This window comes from Puia sp., from assembly GCF_036500295.1.
Classification (GTDB): Bacteria; Bacteroidota; Bacteroidia; order Chitinophagales; family Chitinophagaceae; genus Puia.
The window spans coordinates 51,302-70,325 of the sequence record NZ_DASYCH010000043.1; the positions used below are offsets into that span (position 1 = coordinate 51,302).

Here is a 19,024-nt window from a genome sequence, read left to right on the forward strand (position 1 = left end):
ATCTATGGGTATATCGCAATCTTATGGGTCCGCAACGGGTAAGGGATAGTTTTTGATCCCGCGCCATTGTTGAGGATGATCGTTTTCGAGGTGACCAACGGCATATGACAGTCGATGCAGGTGGTGCTGGTCAGGTTGAAATCCCTTTTTCGCTGCTCCGTCTCTTTCATGATAGCAACGGCATGAGCGGACCCCTGATGACAATTGACGCATTGCGCGACAGCCACTGCCACCACCCCACCATCGTTATGAACCGAATGGCAGGTGAAGCAGGTGAGCTCCGATCCCTTAAAGCACTTGCTTAGCCGAAGCATCTGAAGCTGCTGGCCATGCACGTCGGGTTCGGCGACGGGCTCACCAAAACCGGGATAATAAAAATGGGCCAGGGTATCCCCGGGAACAAAACCAAAAATGCTTCGCCGGGCCTCGCGGTCATTCCCGGAATGGCACGTGGAGCACAGGTCCAGCTTCTGTTGACGGGTAAGCGTGCTGATCCGCGTGATAAAAGTTGCCGCTTCGACGGTGGGGTTCTCCTGGTGAAACCGCACATGCTCCAGCGCAGGGCCATGACACCGTTCGCAGTCGATGCCATAAATAATGCTGCCGGAGTCCAGTACCTCATTGACGGCCAGCGGCGCCGATTGTTCAAAATCCCTTTTAACATAGGAGGCATGACATTCAAAGCATCGGCTGGTGATCGCGCGGTCGAAACGCGCATGGGAAGCCGGGAATCCCGGACTGTTGACCCAGGCGGAAAGCGGGTTGAACCAGGTAAGCGGCAATTGATACAGCCTGCCTGCTTTCCAATAGCCATAGGTCTGGGCGTGTACGTCCGACCCAAAGGCGATATCGAATTTCCCGGCCCGGCCGCCCGGCGCCAGCCGCTGATAAAGCGAATGGTTCCGTTCCTCGATCCGCAGCCGGGTCGAATCAAGAAAAAAGACCGGCCCTTCCGCACCACCGGTCATCCTCTTCAGCGAACCAGCCTCAACCGGTGACGAGGTTTTGAAATGATTGTTGTGGGAATAGGAATTGACAACGGCTTGATGACAGCTGACACAAGCCTGCGATCCTGCATATTGCGGGCCACGAAAGTCGTTGCTGCCCCCGGTGCTTCCGTGGAAGCACCGGGAGAAAAATACGACAAGGACAGCAACGACACCAGTGAGATAAGCAACCTTACGATACCGCATTACCATTATTTTGTCCCACCCCATTCCTTGCTTTGCAGCAACTTGGTATTGTTCAGCTCACCCTGGGGTATCGGGAAAATTTCGTGGCGGCCGGTGACGAAGCCCTTTGAAGCAAGGACGGTGCCGGCCTTGCCCCAACGGACCAGATCGGGCCAGCGAAGGCCTTCGCCCGCAAATTCCAGTCTTCTTTCTTTTTCCAGCGCATCCTGGGTAAGGGCAATCGCTCCAAGCCCCACACGGGCGCGAACGGCATTAAACAGATTGTACGCCCGACTGGCCGGAGCCACCGACTGGCCCGAGTTCATCAGCGCTTCGGCTTCCATCAGGTAGGTATCGGCAAGCCGGATCTCATATTCATCCTGTCCGAAGTTGAGCTCGGGTGTCGCCGCTGCCTTATCGGAAACGCGGCCGATGTATTTACCGAGGAAGTAGCCGGTGTTGTTATTGCCGGCGGTATATGTAGCGGCGCCCGCGCTCTTCAGACTGTCCAGGTTGGCAATCGTCGTATTGTAGCGGGGATCGCCATACATCACCTTCTGCGCAAAGTCCTTGGTAAAGACCAGGAAGCTATAGCCGGAGAAATAATCCGGCGCGGTTCCGTTCTTTTGCGAATAGCCGCGGGGCCCCGTCGTAATACAGATCAGGTTGCCGTCACTCGCGCCTGCATCGCCCCAGCCGCCGTTGGAGATGGCGGAGTGTACAAATTCCACCACGGCCTCGGAGTTGAATTTGTTCTTCGAGAGCCAGAGGTCGCCGTAGTTGGCCAGCAGCTTGTAACCATATTTAGAGGAAAAGGTCGTTCCGCTCATCGTCCCGTTGACATCGGCAAGCATCTGCGCGGCCTGGTCCCACTTCTTTTCATAGAGGTACATTTTGCCGAGCATGGCCTTGGCGCTGCCCTGGGTAAGCCTTCCCCCTTCCGATTTTACATTGGTGAGCGTAGTGGGCAGGTTGGGAATGGCGGCCAGCAGGTCATTTTCCGCATAGGCCCATACAGCCGCGGGATCGGCCTGTACGACATCGTAGAGACTGTCGACGGGAAGAGTTCCCGTCAGCAGGGGAACGTTCTTGAAGAAGTTCACCAGGTCGAAGTAAAAGGCGCCGCGCATGGCCCTGGTCTCGGCAATATAGCGGGCCTTGGTATTGGCGTCGAGCTTGCATCCGTCGATCTGTTCAAGAAGGACGTTGGCCCGGTAGATGCCGCTGTAGCTCCTGCTCCACAGATAGCTTTCCGGACCGGACTGAGCGCTGTAGGTATAGAGCTGCATCATCTGCAGGTCGTTGATGTCGGTCGGGCTGCCGCCGCCGGCCATTTGATCGTCGCTGCCCACATCGAAGATGGATAACTTGTCGTACAGCCCGCCGGTTTGGAAACCAAAGCGGTCATAGATGGACACCAGCGCGTTGTAAGCGTCGCCGGGAGTTTTATAATAGGAATCGAGCGTGATGCGCCCCTGTCGGTTCACGTTCAGTTCTCTCTTGCAGGCCCCCAGCAATTGGGTTCCCAGGGCGATCACTGCAATGTATACCAGGTTCTTTTTCATATAACGATATATTTGACTTATAGAGGGAGTGATGATTAAAATCCAACATTGACACCTACCAACAGCGAACGGGCCGGAACATACGCGCCGCGGTCGATCCCATACTGGGCGCCGCCGCCGGCATCCGGGCTCACCCCGAGTTCAGGGTCGAATCCCGAGTACCTGGTGATCGTGAAAAGATTTTCCACGAGCGCATATACCCGAAGACGCTGGCAGCCCCATCGGTTCAGCATGCTCTTCGGCAGGTTGTATCCCACCTGGACCGTGCGCAGCTTGAAGTAGTCGCCGTTCTCCAGGTAAAGCGACGTCATCTTGGAGTAGTTCTGGTTGGGATCGCCATCGACGATCCGGGGCAGGTTGGTATTGGTATGGCCCGGTGTCCAGGCATTCTGATATTTCGCGAGATAGTTGGCCGTACCGATGTCCAGCCTGCGCAGTCCCTGGAAGACCTTGTTACCGCCGGAACCTCCGCCGAACATCGTAAAGTCGAATTGCTTATAGGCCAGGTTGATGGTCAGACCGAAACTGACGGTCGGGTTCGGGTTGCCGAGATACGTCCGGTCATTGCCGTCGATGATATTATCGTTCTGCAGATTGGCAAATTTGAGATCGCCGGGCTTGGCCTTGGGCTGCAGTTTGGTGGCCTTGTCGGAACCGACATAAGAGTCGATGTCCGCCTGATTCTGGAAGATGCCCAGTATCTTGTAGCCGAAGTACCGCTGATATGGTTGATTCAACGTGCTGCGCGTGATATTGCCCAGGGTCTGGAAGCTCGCGCTGTTGTCTTCGAAGAAGGTCGTCCCGGGAAGGATCCTGGTGACCTTGTTCTGATAGAAGGAGATGTTCCCGTTGACCCCAAGCGTGATCTCACCCAGCTTTTTCCGGTAGCCGGCTTCGAATTCGATCCCCTTGTTCTCGAGGTCGTCGAAGTTTTGCGCAAAGCTGCCGTAACCGGCATAGGCGGGGATCGCCGGCGTCTGAAGGATACCCGTGGTCTTCTTCTTGTAGATGTCGACCGTAAAGGTCAGGGTTTTGAAGAGCACGGCGTCCAGACCGATGTCCAGCTGAGAGGTCTGTTCCCATTTCAGATCCGGGTTGGCCGGTGCGTTGGGACTATAACCGATATGCAGGGTATCGCCGAACTGATAGTTCCGCTGACCGCCCGAGCCTACCGTCGGGATATACGCGAAATCGCCGATCCCGTCATTACCCGTCACCCCATAGCTGCCGCGGACCTTCAGGGTATTGATCACGTTTGATGCCGGGAAGAAGTTTTCAAGCGTTGGCACCCAGCCCACGGACACCGAAGGAAAGTAACCGAATTTATTGTTCGTCCCAAACCGCGAACTGCCATCCCGCCGGATCAGGGCCGTCAGCAGGTATTTTTCGCCGAAGTTGTATTGCACCCGTGAAAACAGGGAGTTGATGCGGTGGTCGGTGCCATCGCTGGCCGTGCTGTTCTGACGGTCGGTCGGCAGCACTCCATTGATAAAGGACGCGTTGTCAAAATTGGTGGCGACGACATTATTATAGACAACCGTCGAACCACGGGCATTCCCGTCCTTGTATTCGCCCCACCCGCCGAGCAGGGTGACGTTGTGACGGCCAAAGCCGCGGTTATAAGAAACAGTATTTTCTACGTTCCAGTTGATGGTCCAGTTCTGGTTACGCGACAGGGAGGTCGGCCCGATCGACGTGGACGTATTATAGAATACGCTGGGGGTAAAGTTCTCCGAACCATAGAACGCCATCTTCGTTCCCAGGCTCGAATGGATGACCAGGCCCTTGACGGGAGAGAGGTCGATATAGGCATTGCCGACGAGGTTGTTGTCCCAGCTATAATTGCCGCGACGATTCTGTATCGAAGCCAGCGGGTTTTTCATTTCCTGGCCGACATACGGCGAGATCCCGTAGTAGTAACCCCGAGGCGACCGCGTGGCGGCAGCTACCTGCTGCGGCGTCTGCGCGACAAATTGCTTTTGCCCGATCGAGTCATAGACGATTGCCGGAGTGATCGGATCGAGGTTCAGCGCCGAACTGATCACCCCGCCATACTCACGGTTGATCTCGCCGGGCCCCCTCGTCTTGCCGTGTTCAAAGCCGAGGTTCTCCCCAAAGCTGATCCACTTCGCCGGCCGGAAGTTGGTGTTGATCCGGTAGTTCATCCGGGTGTAGCGGGACACCGGTGTCGCGATCTGACCCTGAATGTCGGTATACCCGAAGGAGGTGAAATAGGTGCTCTTCTCATTGCCGCCGCTGATGCTCAGCTCATGGTTCATCTTGGGCGCCTTGTAGTTGAAGATCGTCTTCTGCCAATCCGTACCCTTTCCAAAGGAATTGGGATCGGCGAAAGGCGCCGCATTGCCCGCCGCGGTTGCCGCCTGATTGCGCATCGTGGCATACTGCGTGGCGTCCATCAGGTGCAGCTTTTTGGCAGGCTCCTGCCAGCCATAATAGCCGTTGTAACTGATCCGCGGAGCGCCCGCCTTTCCTTTCTTGGTGGTAATGAGAATAACCCCGGCGGCGGCACGGGTGCCGTAGATCGCCGCGGAAGCCGCGTCTTTCAAAACCTCGATCGATTCGATGTCGTCCTGGTTGAGATAGCCGATGCCGCCGGCGTCGATAACAACCCCGTCGATGACCCAAAGCGGGTCGTTCTTGCCGTTACCAAAAGAGGTGAAACCCCGCAACCGAACCGTCGCCGCCGAACCCGGTGCGCCGGTCTGCGAGGAAATAGTCAGGCCGGAGGTCCTACCCTGGAGAGCCTGCTCGACCCGAACCACCGGTTGATTCTCAAGATCGGAAGCGTGTACGCTGGAAATGGCTCCCGTTACGACGCTTTTTCGCTGGGTCCCATAGCCCACCACGACGACCTCATCCATTTGCGAACCCGCCGATTGGACCAGCTGAACCGAAAGGCTTCCGGACATCGGGATGGCCAGTTCCTGCGTGACCATACCAATATGGCTGATCACCAGCATTTTAGCCTCGGCGGGAACCGCGATCCGGAAGTTGCCGGCATCGTCCGTGGTGACGGCCGTGCGGGTGCCTTTGACGATCACGGTAGCCCCGGGAAGGGGCTGGCCCGTTGATTTGTTACTGATATTACCGGTGATGGTCCGTTCCTGGCCGAATACGGCAAGGGTGGACAAAAAGAGGAGTGGGAGAAATAGCAGCTCACGAAGTCGAAGCTTTACTTTCATACAACAAGCATTTAGTTTTCGGTTAGTTAATGAAGAAGCCGCCAAAGTAATCGTGACGGGCCTCTTCCACCAAAAGAAGGACTACTGCATTGCTACGTCAAACCCAAAAAAACTTATATTTAAAAAAAATTGCGGGTATCCCCTCGACCCCGACCTCATTTTTTTCGTTTCCTTTACCATAATATTATAAGCAATAACCAAATACTGCTATGACCCGGCCGGGAATGACTTTATGGTTGCTGGTTTTAGCCACGATCCCTGTGCTGCCATCGGCAGGACAACCCCAGTCCTGTCCGGTCAATATCAATTTCTCCGACGGCACCCTGGTCCACTGGAAGGCCTATACCGGCAATAATAGAGATGGCAATGGCCCCACCGCGATCAAACAAGAGTATGATCCCAGCCAGGCCTTCCCCAACGGAACCATCGGCGCAACCGCCTTTCCGGAATACAATCTCCCGGGCATAAGCGGCATCCGGGTGATCACCAGCCAGGGAACCGACATTTTTGGCGGCTTCCCGGCGATCCCCACGATCAACGGCTATGCTTATCGGTATTCCATTTTGTTGGGTTCGACCTCCGTCGCCAAACGCCAGGCAAGCGATCCGTCCAACGCGCCAAACTCCCCAACGGCGATTCCCGTGACAGGTCCCCAGGGCGGGTACGTCCGGGGGATAACGTACCTGATCAGCGTCCCCGCCGGTGCGCCCGAACTCCCCTATACCATGACCTATGCCTATGCCATGGTGCTGGAAAACGGCACCCATGCCTCGCTGGATCAGCCGATGGCCCGCGCAATTGTGAGTACTCCCGGTGGAGTGATCGATTGCGCCTCGCCGGCCTACTACCTCCCGACCAATGGAGGGCTCGATTCGGCAACGGCCCGGGCCAACGGGTTCTCCCCAAGCTCGGTGCCTACTCCAAACTCCTCGCCCAATCAGGGCGGTGACGACGTGCACCTGCAGGATGTCTGGACAAAGGGCTGGACAGAGGTTACATTCGATCTGTCGGCCTACCGCGGGCAACAGATATCCCTGACCTTCGAAGCCGACAACTGCGTGCCGGGCGGGCATTTTGCCTATGCCTATTTCGCCTTGCGGGACGTCTGCGCGGGTCTCCAGATAAGCGGAGACACCCTTGCCTGCGCCAATAGTGTCGGGAAGTATTCCGTTCCTTCCCTGGATAGCGCGACCTATGATTGGTCGGCCCCCGCCGGCTGGACCATCGACTCGGGCAGCAACGGAAATACGATCACGGTATCCATTGGTCCGCAATCCGGCTGGATCGTCGCCAAAGAGAAGAACAGCTGCACCCTCCTGACCGATAGCTTATTCGTCCACCTTTATCCGGGGGCCCTTCCAAAAGCCGCGATCACTCCCCGCGATACCACTGTCTGCTACGGCCAAGCCGCACCCTTGCATGCCCTGGTCACCACCGGAACCGAGTACACCTGGGTAAGCCGCGGATTGTTTACCGGCGAAAGGCATGGCTCCATCCCCTCCGTACCCTTCACCACCGACATCCTCGCCGCGCCAAAAGAAACGACGGATTATATATTGAGCATCCGGAATGCAGGCTGTCCCATCACCGTCTCCGAATCGGTTACCGTGAACATCGTCCCGCCCATCCGGGTCGATGCCGGGAATGACACCCTGGTGGTCATCGATCAACCCCTTCACTTCCGGGCGACAAGCAGCGATCTGTTTAAGGACGAATACCACTGGACCCCTTCCACCGATCTCAGCAACCCCGACATCGCCGATCCCATCGGCCAGTACGGCTCGGAGATGAGCACCATCACCTATCAGGTAACTGCAATCGATAGTTTCGGCTGCTACGGCACCGGTTCCGTGAAAGTAACGGTCGCCCGTACACTGCCGGATATCTTTGTGCCCAACGCCTTCACACCCGGAACCGCCAGCAACAGCCTGTTCCGGCCGGTTTGCATGGGCATTTCCTCACTCGACTATTTCCGGGTGTACAACCGCTGGGGACAATTGCTCTTCAGCACCTCGCAGATCGGCCAGGGCTGGGATGGCCGGATCCAGGGGAGATTGCAGGAAAGCAATGCCTATCTCTGGATATTGCGCGGAACCGATTATACCGGCAGGGTGATCACCAAAAAAGGCACCATGATGCTCATCAGGTAAAAAAACGGCCCTCTATAAATGCTTCCTTCCCCGATACTGATTCGGCGACATCCCCATCAGCTTATTGAACATCCTCGAAAAATAGAACGGGTCTTCGATCCCCAACTTGTCGGCGATCTCCTTGATCCGTAATTCCGTATAAAGCAAATACTGACAGGCCTTCTGAACCTTCAGATGATTGAAGTACTCGATAGGCGAAAAACCCGTCTTCTTCCGGAAAATTACCGAATAGTGCGACGCAGAGAAATTCACAGCCCCCGCGAGTTCCTCGAGCGAAAGCGCCCGCCCCAGATTCTGGCGCATAAAATTGATCGACTGCTCGACGGCATCCCCGCCCTGCCGGTTATCGGTGAGATTAAATTTGTCCTGGTAGATGAACGACGCGATATAATGATGCAGACAGACATTGGCATAACATAGATTATCGTTGCCATATCCCCTCTCCAGACAGGCATAGATGTCTTCGAACAGGCTGATCCGCCTCGGCTCGAAGGCTGCGGAACCCTGGTGATGATGCGTCTTCTCCAGCAGGGAGGAGACCAGCCGCTGCGCATCGGAGCCTTTGAAGTGGACCCAATAGATTGTCCAGTAGTCTTTTTCGTTCGCGGAATACGAATGCTGCTCGCCGGCCGGTATGATGATGAACGAGCCCGGTTCAAGCTCGTATTTTTTCTTCGACACCACAGCATTGCCCCTTCCTTCCGCGCAATAGATCAGGATGTGCTGGTCGATTCCGTGGGCCCTTTGCCGGTAGTGGTATTGAGCCTTTGGATAATAACCTATATCGGTCACATACAACCGCTCGATCAGCGGCTGCTTATGGCAGACGCCGGTCAATATCTTCCTTGGTAACACGATGGATCGCTGTCCCGCAAACCCCTCTTTCTTTTTGAGCATGCTGTCGCATTTAGTGATGGCCTTCCGGTAAAGATATAATAAGATTGTCCATGCTTTTAATAAAAAACTCCATTCTGTACCCGGCCATTCCTGCCTAAACTTGCGGATCGGAAAATGCCGGAATTCCCGGCAGAAAAAAAACGACCAAAATTGCCATTTATGAAAAGAAGACTGCTGCTACTGTCCCTCCTCACCTTTTTTCTTGGCGGGAGCGTCCTTTCCCAACAGGGCCCCGTCGTCATCAGTGGGGTGATCACCGCTTCCGCCGGCACCCCCCTGGCGGGAGCGAATGTCGCCATCAAAGGCGAAAGCAAAGGGGTTATCACGGACGATCAGGGAAAATTCTCATTGTCGGCACGGCCCGGCGCCATTCTCGTGGTGTCCCATATCGGATATCACACAAAAGAGATCCACACGACCGGAAAGACCTTCATCACGGAAGCCCTGACCATCTCCGGACAGGAAATGGAGAATGCAGTAGTGATCGGCTATCAGACGGCTTCGCGAAAAAGCGTCAGCACCTCGATCGCCTCGGTATCCGCAAAGGATATCGAATCATATACAACCGGCAACGTGGGCAACGCCCTCGAGGGAAAAGTGCCGGGTCTGCAGGTGGTGTCCGGCGGAGGTTTGCCGGGAGCCCAGCCGAAGATCCTCATCCACGGTCTCAGCAGCATCAACTATAATAATAATCCCCTTATCATCGTCGACGGCGTTGAATCCGAATTCAATGACCTGAACTTTATCAACCCGTCGGATATCGCCACCATCGATGTCCTCGAGGACGCATCGGCGGCCGCGATCTACGGCGCCCGTGGCGGCCAGGGCGTTATCGTGGTGACCACCAAACGCGGGAAAGGCGCTCCCACCATCAATGTCGCGGGCACCTATGGGATCAACAAGCTGCCCCGAATCAGGCTCGCCGGCGCCCAGGAATATGCCGGTGTCATGAACCAGGAGGCAGCCGTCAGCGGCCAGCGCACCCTTCCCTTCCCCGACCCCTCCAAACTGACCAGCGCCGACTACTGGAAAAATACATTCGACGACGGGCATACCCAGAACTACGTCGTAAGCGCCACCGGCGGCCATAACGGCACCTCTCTCTACGGCAGTTTCGGTTATTATCGGGAGGACGCCTACAACGCCACTTCCCTCGGCGGCAACTGGCAGAAATATACCGCCCGCCTGAATGCCGACATGGAGCTGAACAAAGCAGTGAAGATCGGCTTCAGCGTCGCCCCGCGCTACGAGACCTGGCTGTCATCGCCAAACAACACCTATGCGGCTTATTCCATGGACCCTACCGTCCTGCCCTTCAAATCCCAGGATTCCGTGCGAAAATCCATCCCCAATGGTTTTATGGATATGACCGCCTTCAATCCGTTGTATAGTACGCCCAATCGCTCCACCTATAATTCGATCACCAACCCCGCCTTTAACTATCTCACCAATTTCGGCAAGAATGACTATTTCGGCAGCCAGTATGCCGCTTACCTGCAGGTGGCCCCGGTGAAAGGCCTGGTGCTGAAGACGGCGATCGAAGGCTTCGTAAATGTCGGCCAATACAATAACTACGTTCCTAAATACTATCTCGCATCAAACGGCTATAACGTAAATGCCCAGCTAAGCTCACAAACGACCTTGTACACCCGCTGGAAGATCACCAACACCGCCAACTATAAGATCACGGTCAAAGACCACAGCTTCGACCTCCTGGCCGGCCAAAGCACGGACAAATATTTTGTGAAGGCCACCAGCGCCGCCCGCCAGGGCCCCACGGCGATCCCCCTCGACGATCCGTCCTTCCAGTACATTTCGGCGGCAACCGGAACCATCACCGGCGGCGGGGGATCGTATCAGCCCGGCGCGACGCCCTGGGGCAATATGGTCTCCTATTTCGGCTCGCTCCGCTACAACTACAAACAGAAATATTACCTCGCGGGCACCATGCGCGCAGATGCCTCCTCGCTGGTCAACCCGCTGTACCGCTGGGGCTACTTCCCCACCGTATCGGGAGCCTGGATCGTCTCCGAGGAACCTTTCTTCGGCAAACTGGCCGATAAAGCGATAAACTATCTCAAACTGCGCGCCAGCTGGGGTAAATCCGGCGGCAACCTTCCCCCGGCTTCCGGAGCGTATCTGACGGTCCTCGGCGCTACGACCTACCCCAATGCAACCGGCGGGTATATCCAGGGATATGCACCCGCGACGATCGCCAACCCCGAGATCCGCTGGGAGATACAAAAAGACTATACCTTCGGCCTCGAGGCAAGGGCGCTGAACAATAAGCTGGACATCACGGCAGAAAAGTTCATCCGCAACCCCAGCAATCTCCTCGAGAACATCACGGTCGACTACATCCTTGGCTACCCGCAGGGCTATTATCCCACCCAACTGGCGAATATCGGAAAGATGACCACCAATGGCTGGGACCTTTCCATCGGCTACAAAGACAATATCACCCGGAAGCTCCGGTTTAGCGCCAATCTCACCGTCAGCCATTCCAAATCCATCGTAAAAGATCTCGGCACGGCCGACCCCATCCTGGGGCACGAAGCCAATGACGCGATCTCCACGTTCCGCTCGCGCCTGACCAAAGGACACGAGCCCGGCGCATGGTATGGCTACGTCACCGACGGCGTCTTCCAGTCGGATGCCGAAGCCGCTGCCTATGTCAACAAGAACGGAACCCGCCTGCAGCCGACGGCAAAAGCCGGCGACCTGAAATTCAGGAATACCAACGGAGACTCGGTCCTCGATAGCAAGGACTTTTCCGACCTGGGATCACCCTGGCCGAAATTCACAGGCAACCTGACCCTTACATTCAACTACGGCAACTTCGATCTGCGTGCGGAGTTCTACGGATCGTTCGGCGCGGAATATTTCCAAAGCTATCGTCTGAACATGAACCCGAACTCACACCTCAACTTCAAGTCCGGTTTTGCCGACCAGTTCTGGCATGGACCCGGCACCAGCAACAAATTCCCTGTCCTCCGTTATCCGGACCAGAACGGAAATTTCAGCAAGATGTCCGGTTTCTTCCTCGCCAAAGCCGATTTTGTGAAATGCAACCTGCTGCAATTCGGGTATACGATACCCAAATGGATCAGGGGCGTACAGAACCTGCGCATCTTTGTCGCAGCGCAGAACCTTTTCGCGGTCACGAAGTATCCCGGCCTGAATCCCGACCTGCCCTGGTATAATAATGTCGGCTACAATGGCGTGGACAACTATCAGGCGCTCCCTTCCCGGGTCTTCCTGGTCGGCCTGAACCTCAATTTATAATCAAATGCCTCGTAAATATATTTGTATGCAACGCAATTCTTTCTTCCTGATCACCGGTCTCGTCCTGCTAACGGCGACCACCGCCTGCCAGAAATCTCTCCTGACGGTGGAGAATAATTCCTCGGCTGTGCAGACCTCTGAATACTTCACTACGGCGGATCAATGTAATACGTCTACGCAGGTGTGCTACCAGTATATCGACTGGAACAGCTGGTGGCAGACCTTCAACTGGCGCTATCTCTCCGGGGAGGCCGCCAGCGATAACGCTTGGATCAACAATACGTATCAGGGTTCGCATGCCACGTATAATGCCGTATCGGAATACACGCTGGATGCCGGCAACGATCGCAACGAGGCCCAATGGATCCAGCTGTATAAGGCGATCGGCATCTTCAACAACACCATCGAAGGCATCCAGGGCGCGCCTATCGATTCAGCCAGCAAGACGAAGTTCATCGCGGAGCTGAAATTCCTCCGGAGCTGGTCTTACTTCGATCTGGTTCGTAACTACGGCGGCGTACCCATCGTGCTGAAGACCTATCCCGCGAATACCCACCTGCCGCGTAATTCGGTGAATGAGGTCTATGACCAGGTGATCACCGATCTTAATGCCGCCATCGCGGTGTTGCCGCGCAAGTCGGCCTATGCCGCTTCAGACAAATTCAGGGCTTCCTCAGGCGCTGCACAGGCGCTGCTGGCCAAGGTCTATCTTTATAAGGAAGATTGGGCCAACGCGGAAGCGGCCGCCCTGCAAGTGATCAATTCCGGCGACTACCAACTGGAAACGAGTTTCGGCAAACTCTGGGACTACGCGTACAAGAATGGCCAGGAGTCGATCTTCGAGGTCCAGAACGCATCCTCCCAGAACCCCGCCCTCCCGGCCAGCGCCCTGTACATGATGAATGCCGTCGCCGATGGCGGATGGGGTTATTACGGTCCCACCAGCGACCTGGAGAATGCCTATCTGACGGCAGGAGACAGCATCCGGAGAGTGTGGACGATCAATCGCCAGGGGAGACCGGTAGCCGGAGATCCAAACAACACGAACTTCAACGCCGGCGGCTATCCCGCCAATCAATCCAAGTCCGGCAGGTTCCCCCGGAAATGGTATGTCCCCAAAGCGCAACGGCCCGCCAATAACCTGTTCTCCCGGGACGATATCATCCTGCGGTTCGCCGACGTACTGCTGATCCACGCCGAAGCCTGCGCCATGCAGAATAAGCCCGGCGACGCGCTCGCCTCCCTGCAAAAAGTGCGCAGCCGCGTTGGACTGACCACGGATATGTCGCTTAGCGGATGGGACCTCATCACCGCCGTCCGCAACGAAAGACGGCTGGAATTGGCCTTCGAAGGCGACCGCCTCTACGACCTTCGAAGATGGAAGGATCAGAGCGGCACGCCGGTGATCAACAGCATTCTCGGCCCCAACGGCAGCTTCGTACGATACAATACCCAGACAAGCACCGATATCTTCGAGACGCACAATACGATAGAACCGCAAAACAAAGGAGCCCATTTCAATCCTGCCATCCATCTGCTCTGGCCGATCCCCACCAGCGAGATCGTGGCTTCGGGCAGCGTACTAAAACAAAATCCGGGCTACTAAAGATGAGAACCATGCGATCCATACTCATATCCCTGCTGGCTCTCCCGGCGATACTCCTGTCGGGTGAATGTAAGAAGTCCGCACAGCCCGCTCCGGCAGGCGGGGGCAACAGTTGCGTGTTCAACGGTGTAGATACCTGCAACAAGGCAACACCCCCGCTAAGCCTGACCGTCGACCTGAATAGCGTGCAGCAGACAATCCATAGTTTCGGCGCCTCCGATGGCTGGACCTGCAAGTTCATCGGAAAATGGGCCGACGAGACAAAAAAGGATCACATCGCCGATCTGCTGTTCAGCATGGACACGCTGGCCGACGGGACCCCGAAAGGCATCGGTCTTTCCCTATGGCGCTTCAATATCGGTGCGGGCAGTTATGAACAGGGGGATACCAGCGGCATTGCCACCGACTGGCGAAGAGAAGAGTGCTTCCTGAACGCCGATGGAACGTATAACTGGAGCAAGCAGGCCGGACAACAATGGTTCCTCAACGCGGCCCGCCGGCGCGGTGTAAAATACAGCCTGGGCTTCGCCCTTTCCCCGCCCGTATCGATGACGAAGAACGGCAGGGCCTATAATACCAGTGGCACCACCAGCCTCAATATCGCCGATGGCCGGCTGTCCGATTTCGCCGATTTCCTGGCGCAGACGGCACAGCACCTGCAACTCGACTATGTCAGCCCGGTAAACGAACCGCAATGGACCTGGGGAACAGCAGGCGTCACCGCCGGTCAGGAAGGCAGCCAGGCCCAGAATTCCGAGATCGCCGACCTCGTGCGGGCCCTCTCCGGCAAGTTGACAGCCCACGGTGTCTCAGCAAAGACCGTCATCGGGGAGGCCGGACAATGGGACTTTCTTGACGGCCGGAACACGGACGGCAGAGGCGACCAGGTGAACCAGTTCTGGTCCGCATCCTCACCGAATTATTTGGGTAACCTCCCCAACGTTCAACACGCGATCTCCGCTCATAGCTACTACACCACCTGCCCGGACAACACCCAGATCAGTATCCGTCAGCAGGTGGCCGCCAGGGTAAAACAGGTGGACCCCACGCTGGAGACCTGGCAAACGGAATTCGGCATCCTCGGAAATATCTGCAATGTACTGAACGGATCGCCCAGAACGACCAACATCGACTACGGCCTGTATGTCGCCAAAACGATCCACCATGACCTGACCATCGCCAACACCACCACCTGGCAATGGTGGCTGGCCGTAAGTCCTTATAACTACAGCGACGGCCTGGTCTATATAAACGACCCGTCGGGCCAGATCAACGTGGACAACTGCAAACAGGACGGCATCGTACTCGACTCGAAACAACTTTGGTCGCTGGGAAACTATTCCCGCTTCATCCGGCCGGGAATGAAAAGAGTATCTGCATCCATACAGGGAATGGAAGACCCTGCCACGGCTGCACAGTCCCTGATGGTATCCGCCTACAAGGACGAGACCCACAAAACGCTGGTCATCGTGATCGTCAACTATTCCACCGCACAGGATATCCTCAGGCTGACGGGTGTGAACACCTCCGCTACGACGATCCTCGACGTCTATACGACCGATAGCCGGAACAGCCTGAAACGGTCCGCAACGACAACCGGCAATATCGTCATCGGCCCCCGGTCGATCGTAACTTTAACCGGTACCTATCAGTGAAACCTCTGGTCACACTCAGCATCGTTTGGGTCCTCGCGGGCATCACCCCACGGGCATGGGCACAGTCGCCGTCAGCCGCGCAGCCCTCGCAGCCGCCCGACCGGCCGTCAAACACTTTATCCCTCGCCGGGATCTGGAAATTTCAGTTGGACCCTTTCCAGACAGGGATCAGCAGCAATGGCGTACAATTTCTGCCCCGCATGGCAGAAGAGATCACGCTCCCGGGGTCGACGGACCAGGCCGCAAAAGGATATCGGTCGCAGAGTATGAGCTCTCTCCGCCTGACCCGCCTGTTCGAATACAAAGGTGCAGCCTGGTACGAAAAGGAGATCCGGGTCCCGGATAGCTGGCAGGGAAAAACGATCCGGCTTTTTCTCGAAAGGGCCCATTGGGAAACAGCCATATGGATCAACGACCACCCCATAGGCAAAAGACAAAGTCTTTCCGTACCCCATATCTATGATCTCACCCCATGGATTGTGCCGGGCCAAAAGAATATCATCCGCATCCGGGTTGACAACAACATGATCTATAACATCGAATATAGCCATGCCGCCAGCGCCGAGACCCAAACCGACTGGAATGGCATCATCGGCAGGATAGAGTTGCAGTCCTTCGATAAGGTCCATATCGGTGACGTGCAGGTAGTTCCCGACCTCACCCGCAAGGGCGTAGCTTATCGCATCCCGATCGTCAACGGATCGAAAAAAAACATAAAAGGGCAACTCCGGCTGTCCGTCGATGGACAACCGCCGGTCCCCTTCCTACCCTTCTCGGGCAATGATTCGCTCATCGAGCTTTCCGGCTTCCTGTCGCTCGGCGACAAACTATCCACCTGGGATGAGTTCCATCCCTTCCTGTACCGGCTAACGGCCGTACTCACCTCCACCTCCGAAAACAAGGCCGTCTATACCGACTCCGCACAAACACAATTCGGCATGCGCGAGTTCTCAGCCGACGGCACCCGTTTTACCATCAATGGCCGGCCGACTTTTATCCGGGGCACCGTCAATTCCGCCGAATTTCCCCTCACAGGCTATCCCGACATGGATGAAACGGCCTGGCGACATATCTTTTCGGTCTGTAAGGATTATGGGCTCAATACCATGCGCTTTCATTCCTGGTGCCCGCCGGAAGCGGCATTTGCCGCAGCCGACCAGACCGGTATCTATCTGCAGGTGGAGAACACCGACTGGCGCTTCACCGTCGGAAAAGATACCGCCGTCAACCGCTACCTGCAGGAAGAGGCGGCCAGAATACTAACCACCTACGGCAATCATCCTTCCTTTACGATGTTTTGCGAAGGCAATGAACTGGTGGGGCCCTCTGTAAACGACTTCCTCATCGGCCTCCTCGCCACCTGGAAAAAAGATAACCGCCATCTGTATACGGGAAGCTCCGGTTATCCCGTCGTCGCAGGTAATCAGTACAATGACTTTTACGGCGCCAGGCCCCAGCATTGGAAGGAAGGCCTGAATGGCCGCTTCAACGCGCAACCCCTCGATACCCGGTATGACTACTCCGGATATGTACGCCGCTTCACCATCCCAATGATCACCCATGAGATCGGTCAATGGTGCGTCTATCCTGACTTTGACCAGATCCCCGACTATATAGGCGTATTGAAGCCCTATAACTATGAATTGTTTCGCGAATCCCTCCGGCAACACGGCATGGCCGATCTCGCAAAGCGCTTCACGCTGGCCTCCGGGCGATGGCAGGTCCTGCAAAAAAAAGAAGAGATCGAATCCTATCTCCGGACACCCGGCATGGGCGGATACCATCTTTTGCAATTGAATGATTTCCCGGGACAGGGCACCGCACCCGTCGGGGTCGTAGACGATTTCTGGAGACCGAAATTCTATTCCAGCGGCGAGGAGTTCCGGCAATTCCAATCGGCCCAGGTACCGCTGCTACGCACCGGCTCCTTCACCTGGACGAATGACCAGGAGTTTACGGGCGATATCGATTTCGCCAATTTCGGCAGTGGACCCGTGAAAGACGCCGTCATCGAATGGGACTTGCAATATCCCGATGGGTCCGTCTACGCAAAAGGACAAATGCCAAAAACCACCATCCCCCTCGGTAGCCCCATCCACCTGGGACATATCCGGGCAACCCTAAAAAACATCAAAAAAGCGGGCTCCCTGGTATTCCATCTGCGGCTGCCCGGCACCGTGTGCCATAATCAATGGGAGCTCTGGGTGTATCCCAAATCGCTTCCGCCGGTCGATACCACAGGTCTGACGATCGCCCACGAATGGACCGAGGCAGTGAAAGCATCCCTGCGTCACGGCGCCAAGGTATTACTGCTCGCCGACACCACCCAAATACGATCCGGCGCCGTAGGAGTCTTTTCCGGCATTTCCTGGAACACGGTCTGGTCCGGAATGCCCCCCGATCTGCTGGGTATCCTCTGCGATCCCGCACACCCCGCCCTTGCTTCTTTCCCGACCTCTTTCCATACCAGTTGGCAATGGTGGGACATCGTCCGTCATTCAAAGCCGATGGAATTGGATGGGACACCCATGGAATTCCGGCCATTGGTGCAGATGATCCCCGACTGGAACAGTAATAAGAAGTTGGGACTGCTTTTTGAAGCGCGGGTGGGCAAGGGACGCCTGCTGGTCTCCTCCATCGACCTCCGGGCCAACCTCGAAACCCGGCCGGTGGCAGCGCAATTGCTGTATAGCCTGGAGAAATATATGACAAGCGATGCTTTCCAGCCGGCCGGCATCCTCGTCGAGTCCCAAATCGACACCCTGTTCAAAAAAGGAGATCGCCCATGAAAAAGTATATCCTCATTGCATTGACGCTTCTCACCTGCCTTTCGAAAAAGACAACCGCGCAGGACAGTTCCTATCTCCGGGATATCAAGCTCCAGCTGCAAAAGAAATGGCCGGCCAACCGGACCATCAACCTCGTCTTTCATGGGCACTCGGTACCGGCCGGATACGGCCGGACGCCGGAAGTACATACCTTCGACGCCTATCCCTATCTCGTGGGCCAGGAACTGAAGAAGCAATATCCCTATGCCGTCATCAACATCATCGTCACCGCCATAGGAGGTGAGAACTCGGAGCAGGGCGCCAAACGATTCAAAAAGGACGTACTGATCCATAAACCCGATGTGTTGTTCATCGACTATGCGCTGAACGATCGGAAAATAGGACTCCGGCGATCTAAAAGCAATATGGAGAAGATGATCCGGGCCGCCCTGAGGCGGCATATAAAAGTCATTCTGCTGACCCCATCCGCCGACGAGCAGGTCAACCTGCTGCAACCCGGCAATGAACTCGAAGGATTCGCCACGCAGATCCGCCAACTGGCGCAACAATATGGCACCGGTCTGGCGGACAGCTACACAAGATTCAAACAAATAGAAGAACGCAACGGGAATATCCACGAATACATGGCCCAGTCCAATCATCCTAACCGAAAGGGACACGCACTGATCGCGGAAGAGATAATGAAGTATTTCCGGTAAAAGA

The 19,024-nt window shown here is 56.0% G+C and carries 10 protein-coding genes; 6 read left to right on the forward strand and 4 right to left on the reverse strand.

All coding sequences use genetic code 11. The features are described 5' to 3' along the window. Positions 1-2: 2 nt before the first annotated feature. From VGM48_RS08835 to VGM48_RS08845, 3 genes are read right to left on the reverse strand one after another with little or no spacing between them, the layout of a single operon-like run. On the reverse strand, positions 3-1,193 hold the full coding sequence (locus VGM48_RS08835; RefSeq protein WP_331578138.1) for a cytochrome c3 family protein: 1,191 nt from the start codon (positions 1,191-1,193) through the stop codon (positions 3-5). A 5-nt stretch (positions 1,194-1,198) separates the two neighbouring features. After that, positions 1,199-2,737, reverse strand: coding sequence for a RagB/SusD family nutrient uptake outer membrane protein (locus VGM48_RS08840; protein WP_331578140.1), 1,539 nt, complete (start codon positions 2,735-2,737; stop codon positions 1,199-1,201). Between the two features lie 35 nt (positions 2,738-2,772). Next, positions 2,773-5,940 carry a TonB-dependent receptor gene (locus VGM48_RS08845; RefSeq protein WP_331578142.1) on the reverse strand — a complete coding sequence of 1,056 codons (3,168 nt, stop codon included), beginning with the start codon at positions 5,938-5,940 and terminating at the stop codon, positions 2,773-2,775. Positions 5,941-6,164: 224 nt separating this feature from the next. Here VGM48_RS08845 and VGM48_RS08850 point away from each other — a divergent pair, with 224 nt between their 5' ends. After that, on the forward strand, positions 6,165-8,090 hold the full coding sequence (locus tag VGM48_RS08850; RefSeq protein ID WP_331578144.1) for a hypothetical protein: 1,926 nt from the start codon (positions 6,165-6,167) through the stop codon (positions 8,088-8,090). Positions 8,091-8,102: 12 nt separating this feature from the next. On the opposite strand, the gene VGM48_RS08855 is transcribed toward VGM48_RS08850, so the two are convergent. After that, positions 8,103-8,987, reverse strand: coding sequence for an AraC family transcriptional regulator (locus VGM48_RS08855; protein ID WP_331578146.1), 885 nt, complete (start codon positions 8,985-8,987; stop codon positions 8,103-8,105). Positions 8,988-9,146: 159 nt separating this feature from the next. Between VGM48_RS08855 and VGM48_RS08860 the strand changes: the two genes are divergently transcribed. The 5 genes from VGM48_RS08860 to VGM48_RS08880 are packed head-to-tail and all read left to right on the forward strand — an operon-like array spanning position 9,147 to position 19,020. Continuing rightward, a complete protein-coding gene (locus VGM48_RS08860) occupies positions 9,147-12,272 on the forward strand; it encodes a SusC/RagA family TonB-linked outer membrane protein (protein ID WP_331578148.1) in 3,126 nt (1,041 codons plus the stop codon). 25 nt (positions 12,273-12,297) lie between these two features. Next, positions 12,298-13,878: a RagB/SusD family nutrient uptake outer membrane protein gene (locus VGM48_RS08865; RefSeq protein WP_331578150.1), complete on the forward strand. Its 1,581-nt coding sequence runs from the start codon at positions 12,298-12,300 to the stop codon at positions 13,876-13,878. Between the two features lie 11 nt (positions 13,879-13,889). Next, the gene (locus VGM48_RS08870) at positions 13,890-15,533 is read left to right on the forward strand and encodes a glycoside hydrolase (RefSeq protein ID WP_331578152.1); all 1,644 of its coding nucleotides are present in this window, start codon (positions 13,890-13,892) and stop codon (positions 15,531-15,533) included. Further along, a complete protein-coding gene (locus VGM48_RS08875) occupies positions 15,530-18,322 on the forward strand; it encodes a sugar-binding domain-containing protein (RefSeq protein ID WP_331578154.1) in 2,793 nt (930 codons plus the stop codon). The genes VGM48_RS08870 and VGM48_RS08875 overlap by 4 nt, the downstream gene beginning before the upstream one ends. Beyond that, positions 18,319-19,020, forward strand: a complete 702-nt coding sequence (locus VGM48_RS08880) for an SGNH/GDSL hydrolase family protein (RefSeq protein WP_331578156.1) — start codon at positions 18,319-18,321, stop codon at positions 19,018-19,020. The genes VGM48_RS08875 and VGM48_RS08880 overlap by 4 nt, the downstream gene beginning before the upstream one ends. The last annotated feature ends 4 nt before the right edge of the window (positions 19,021-19,024 follow it).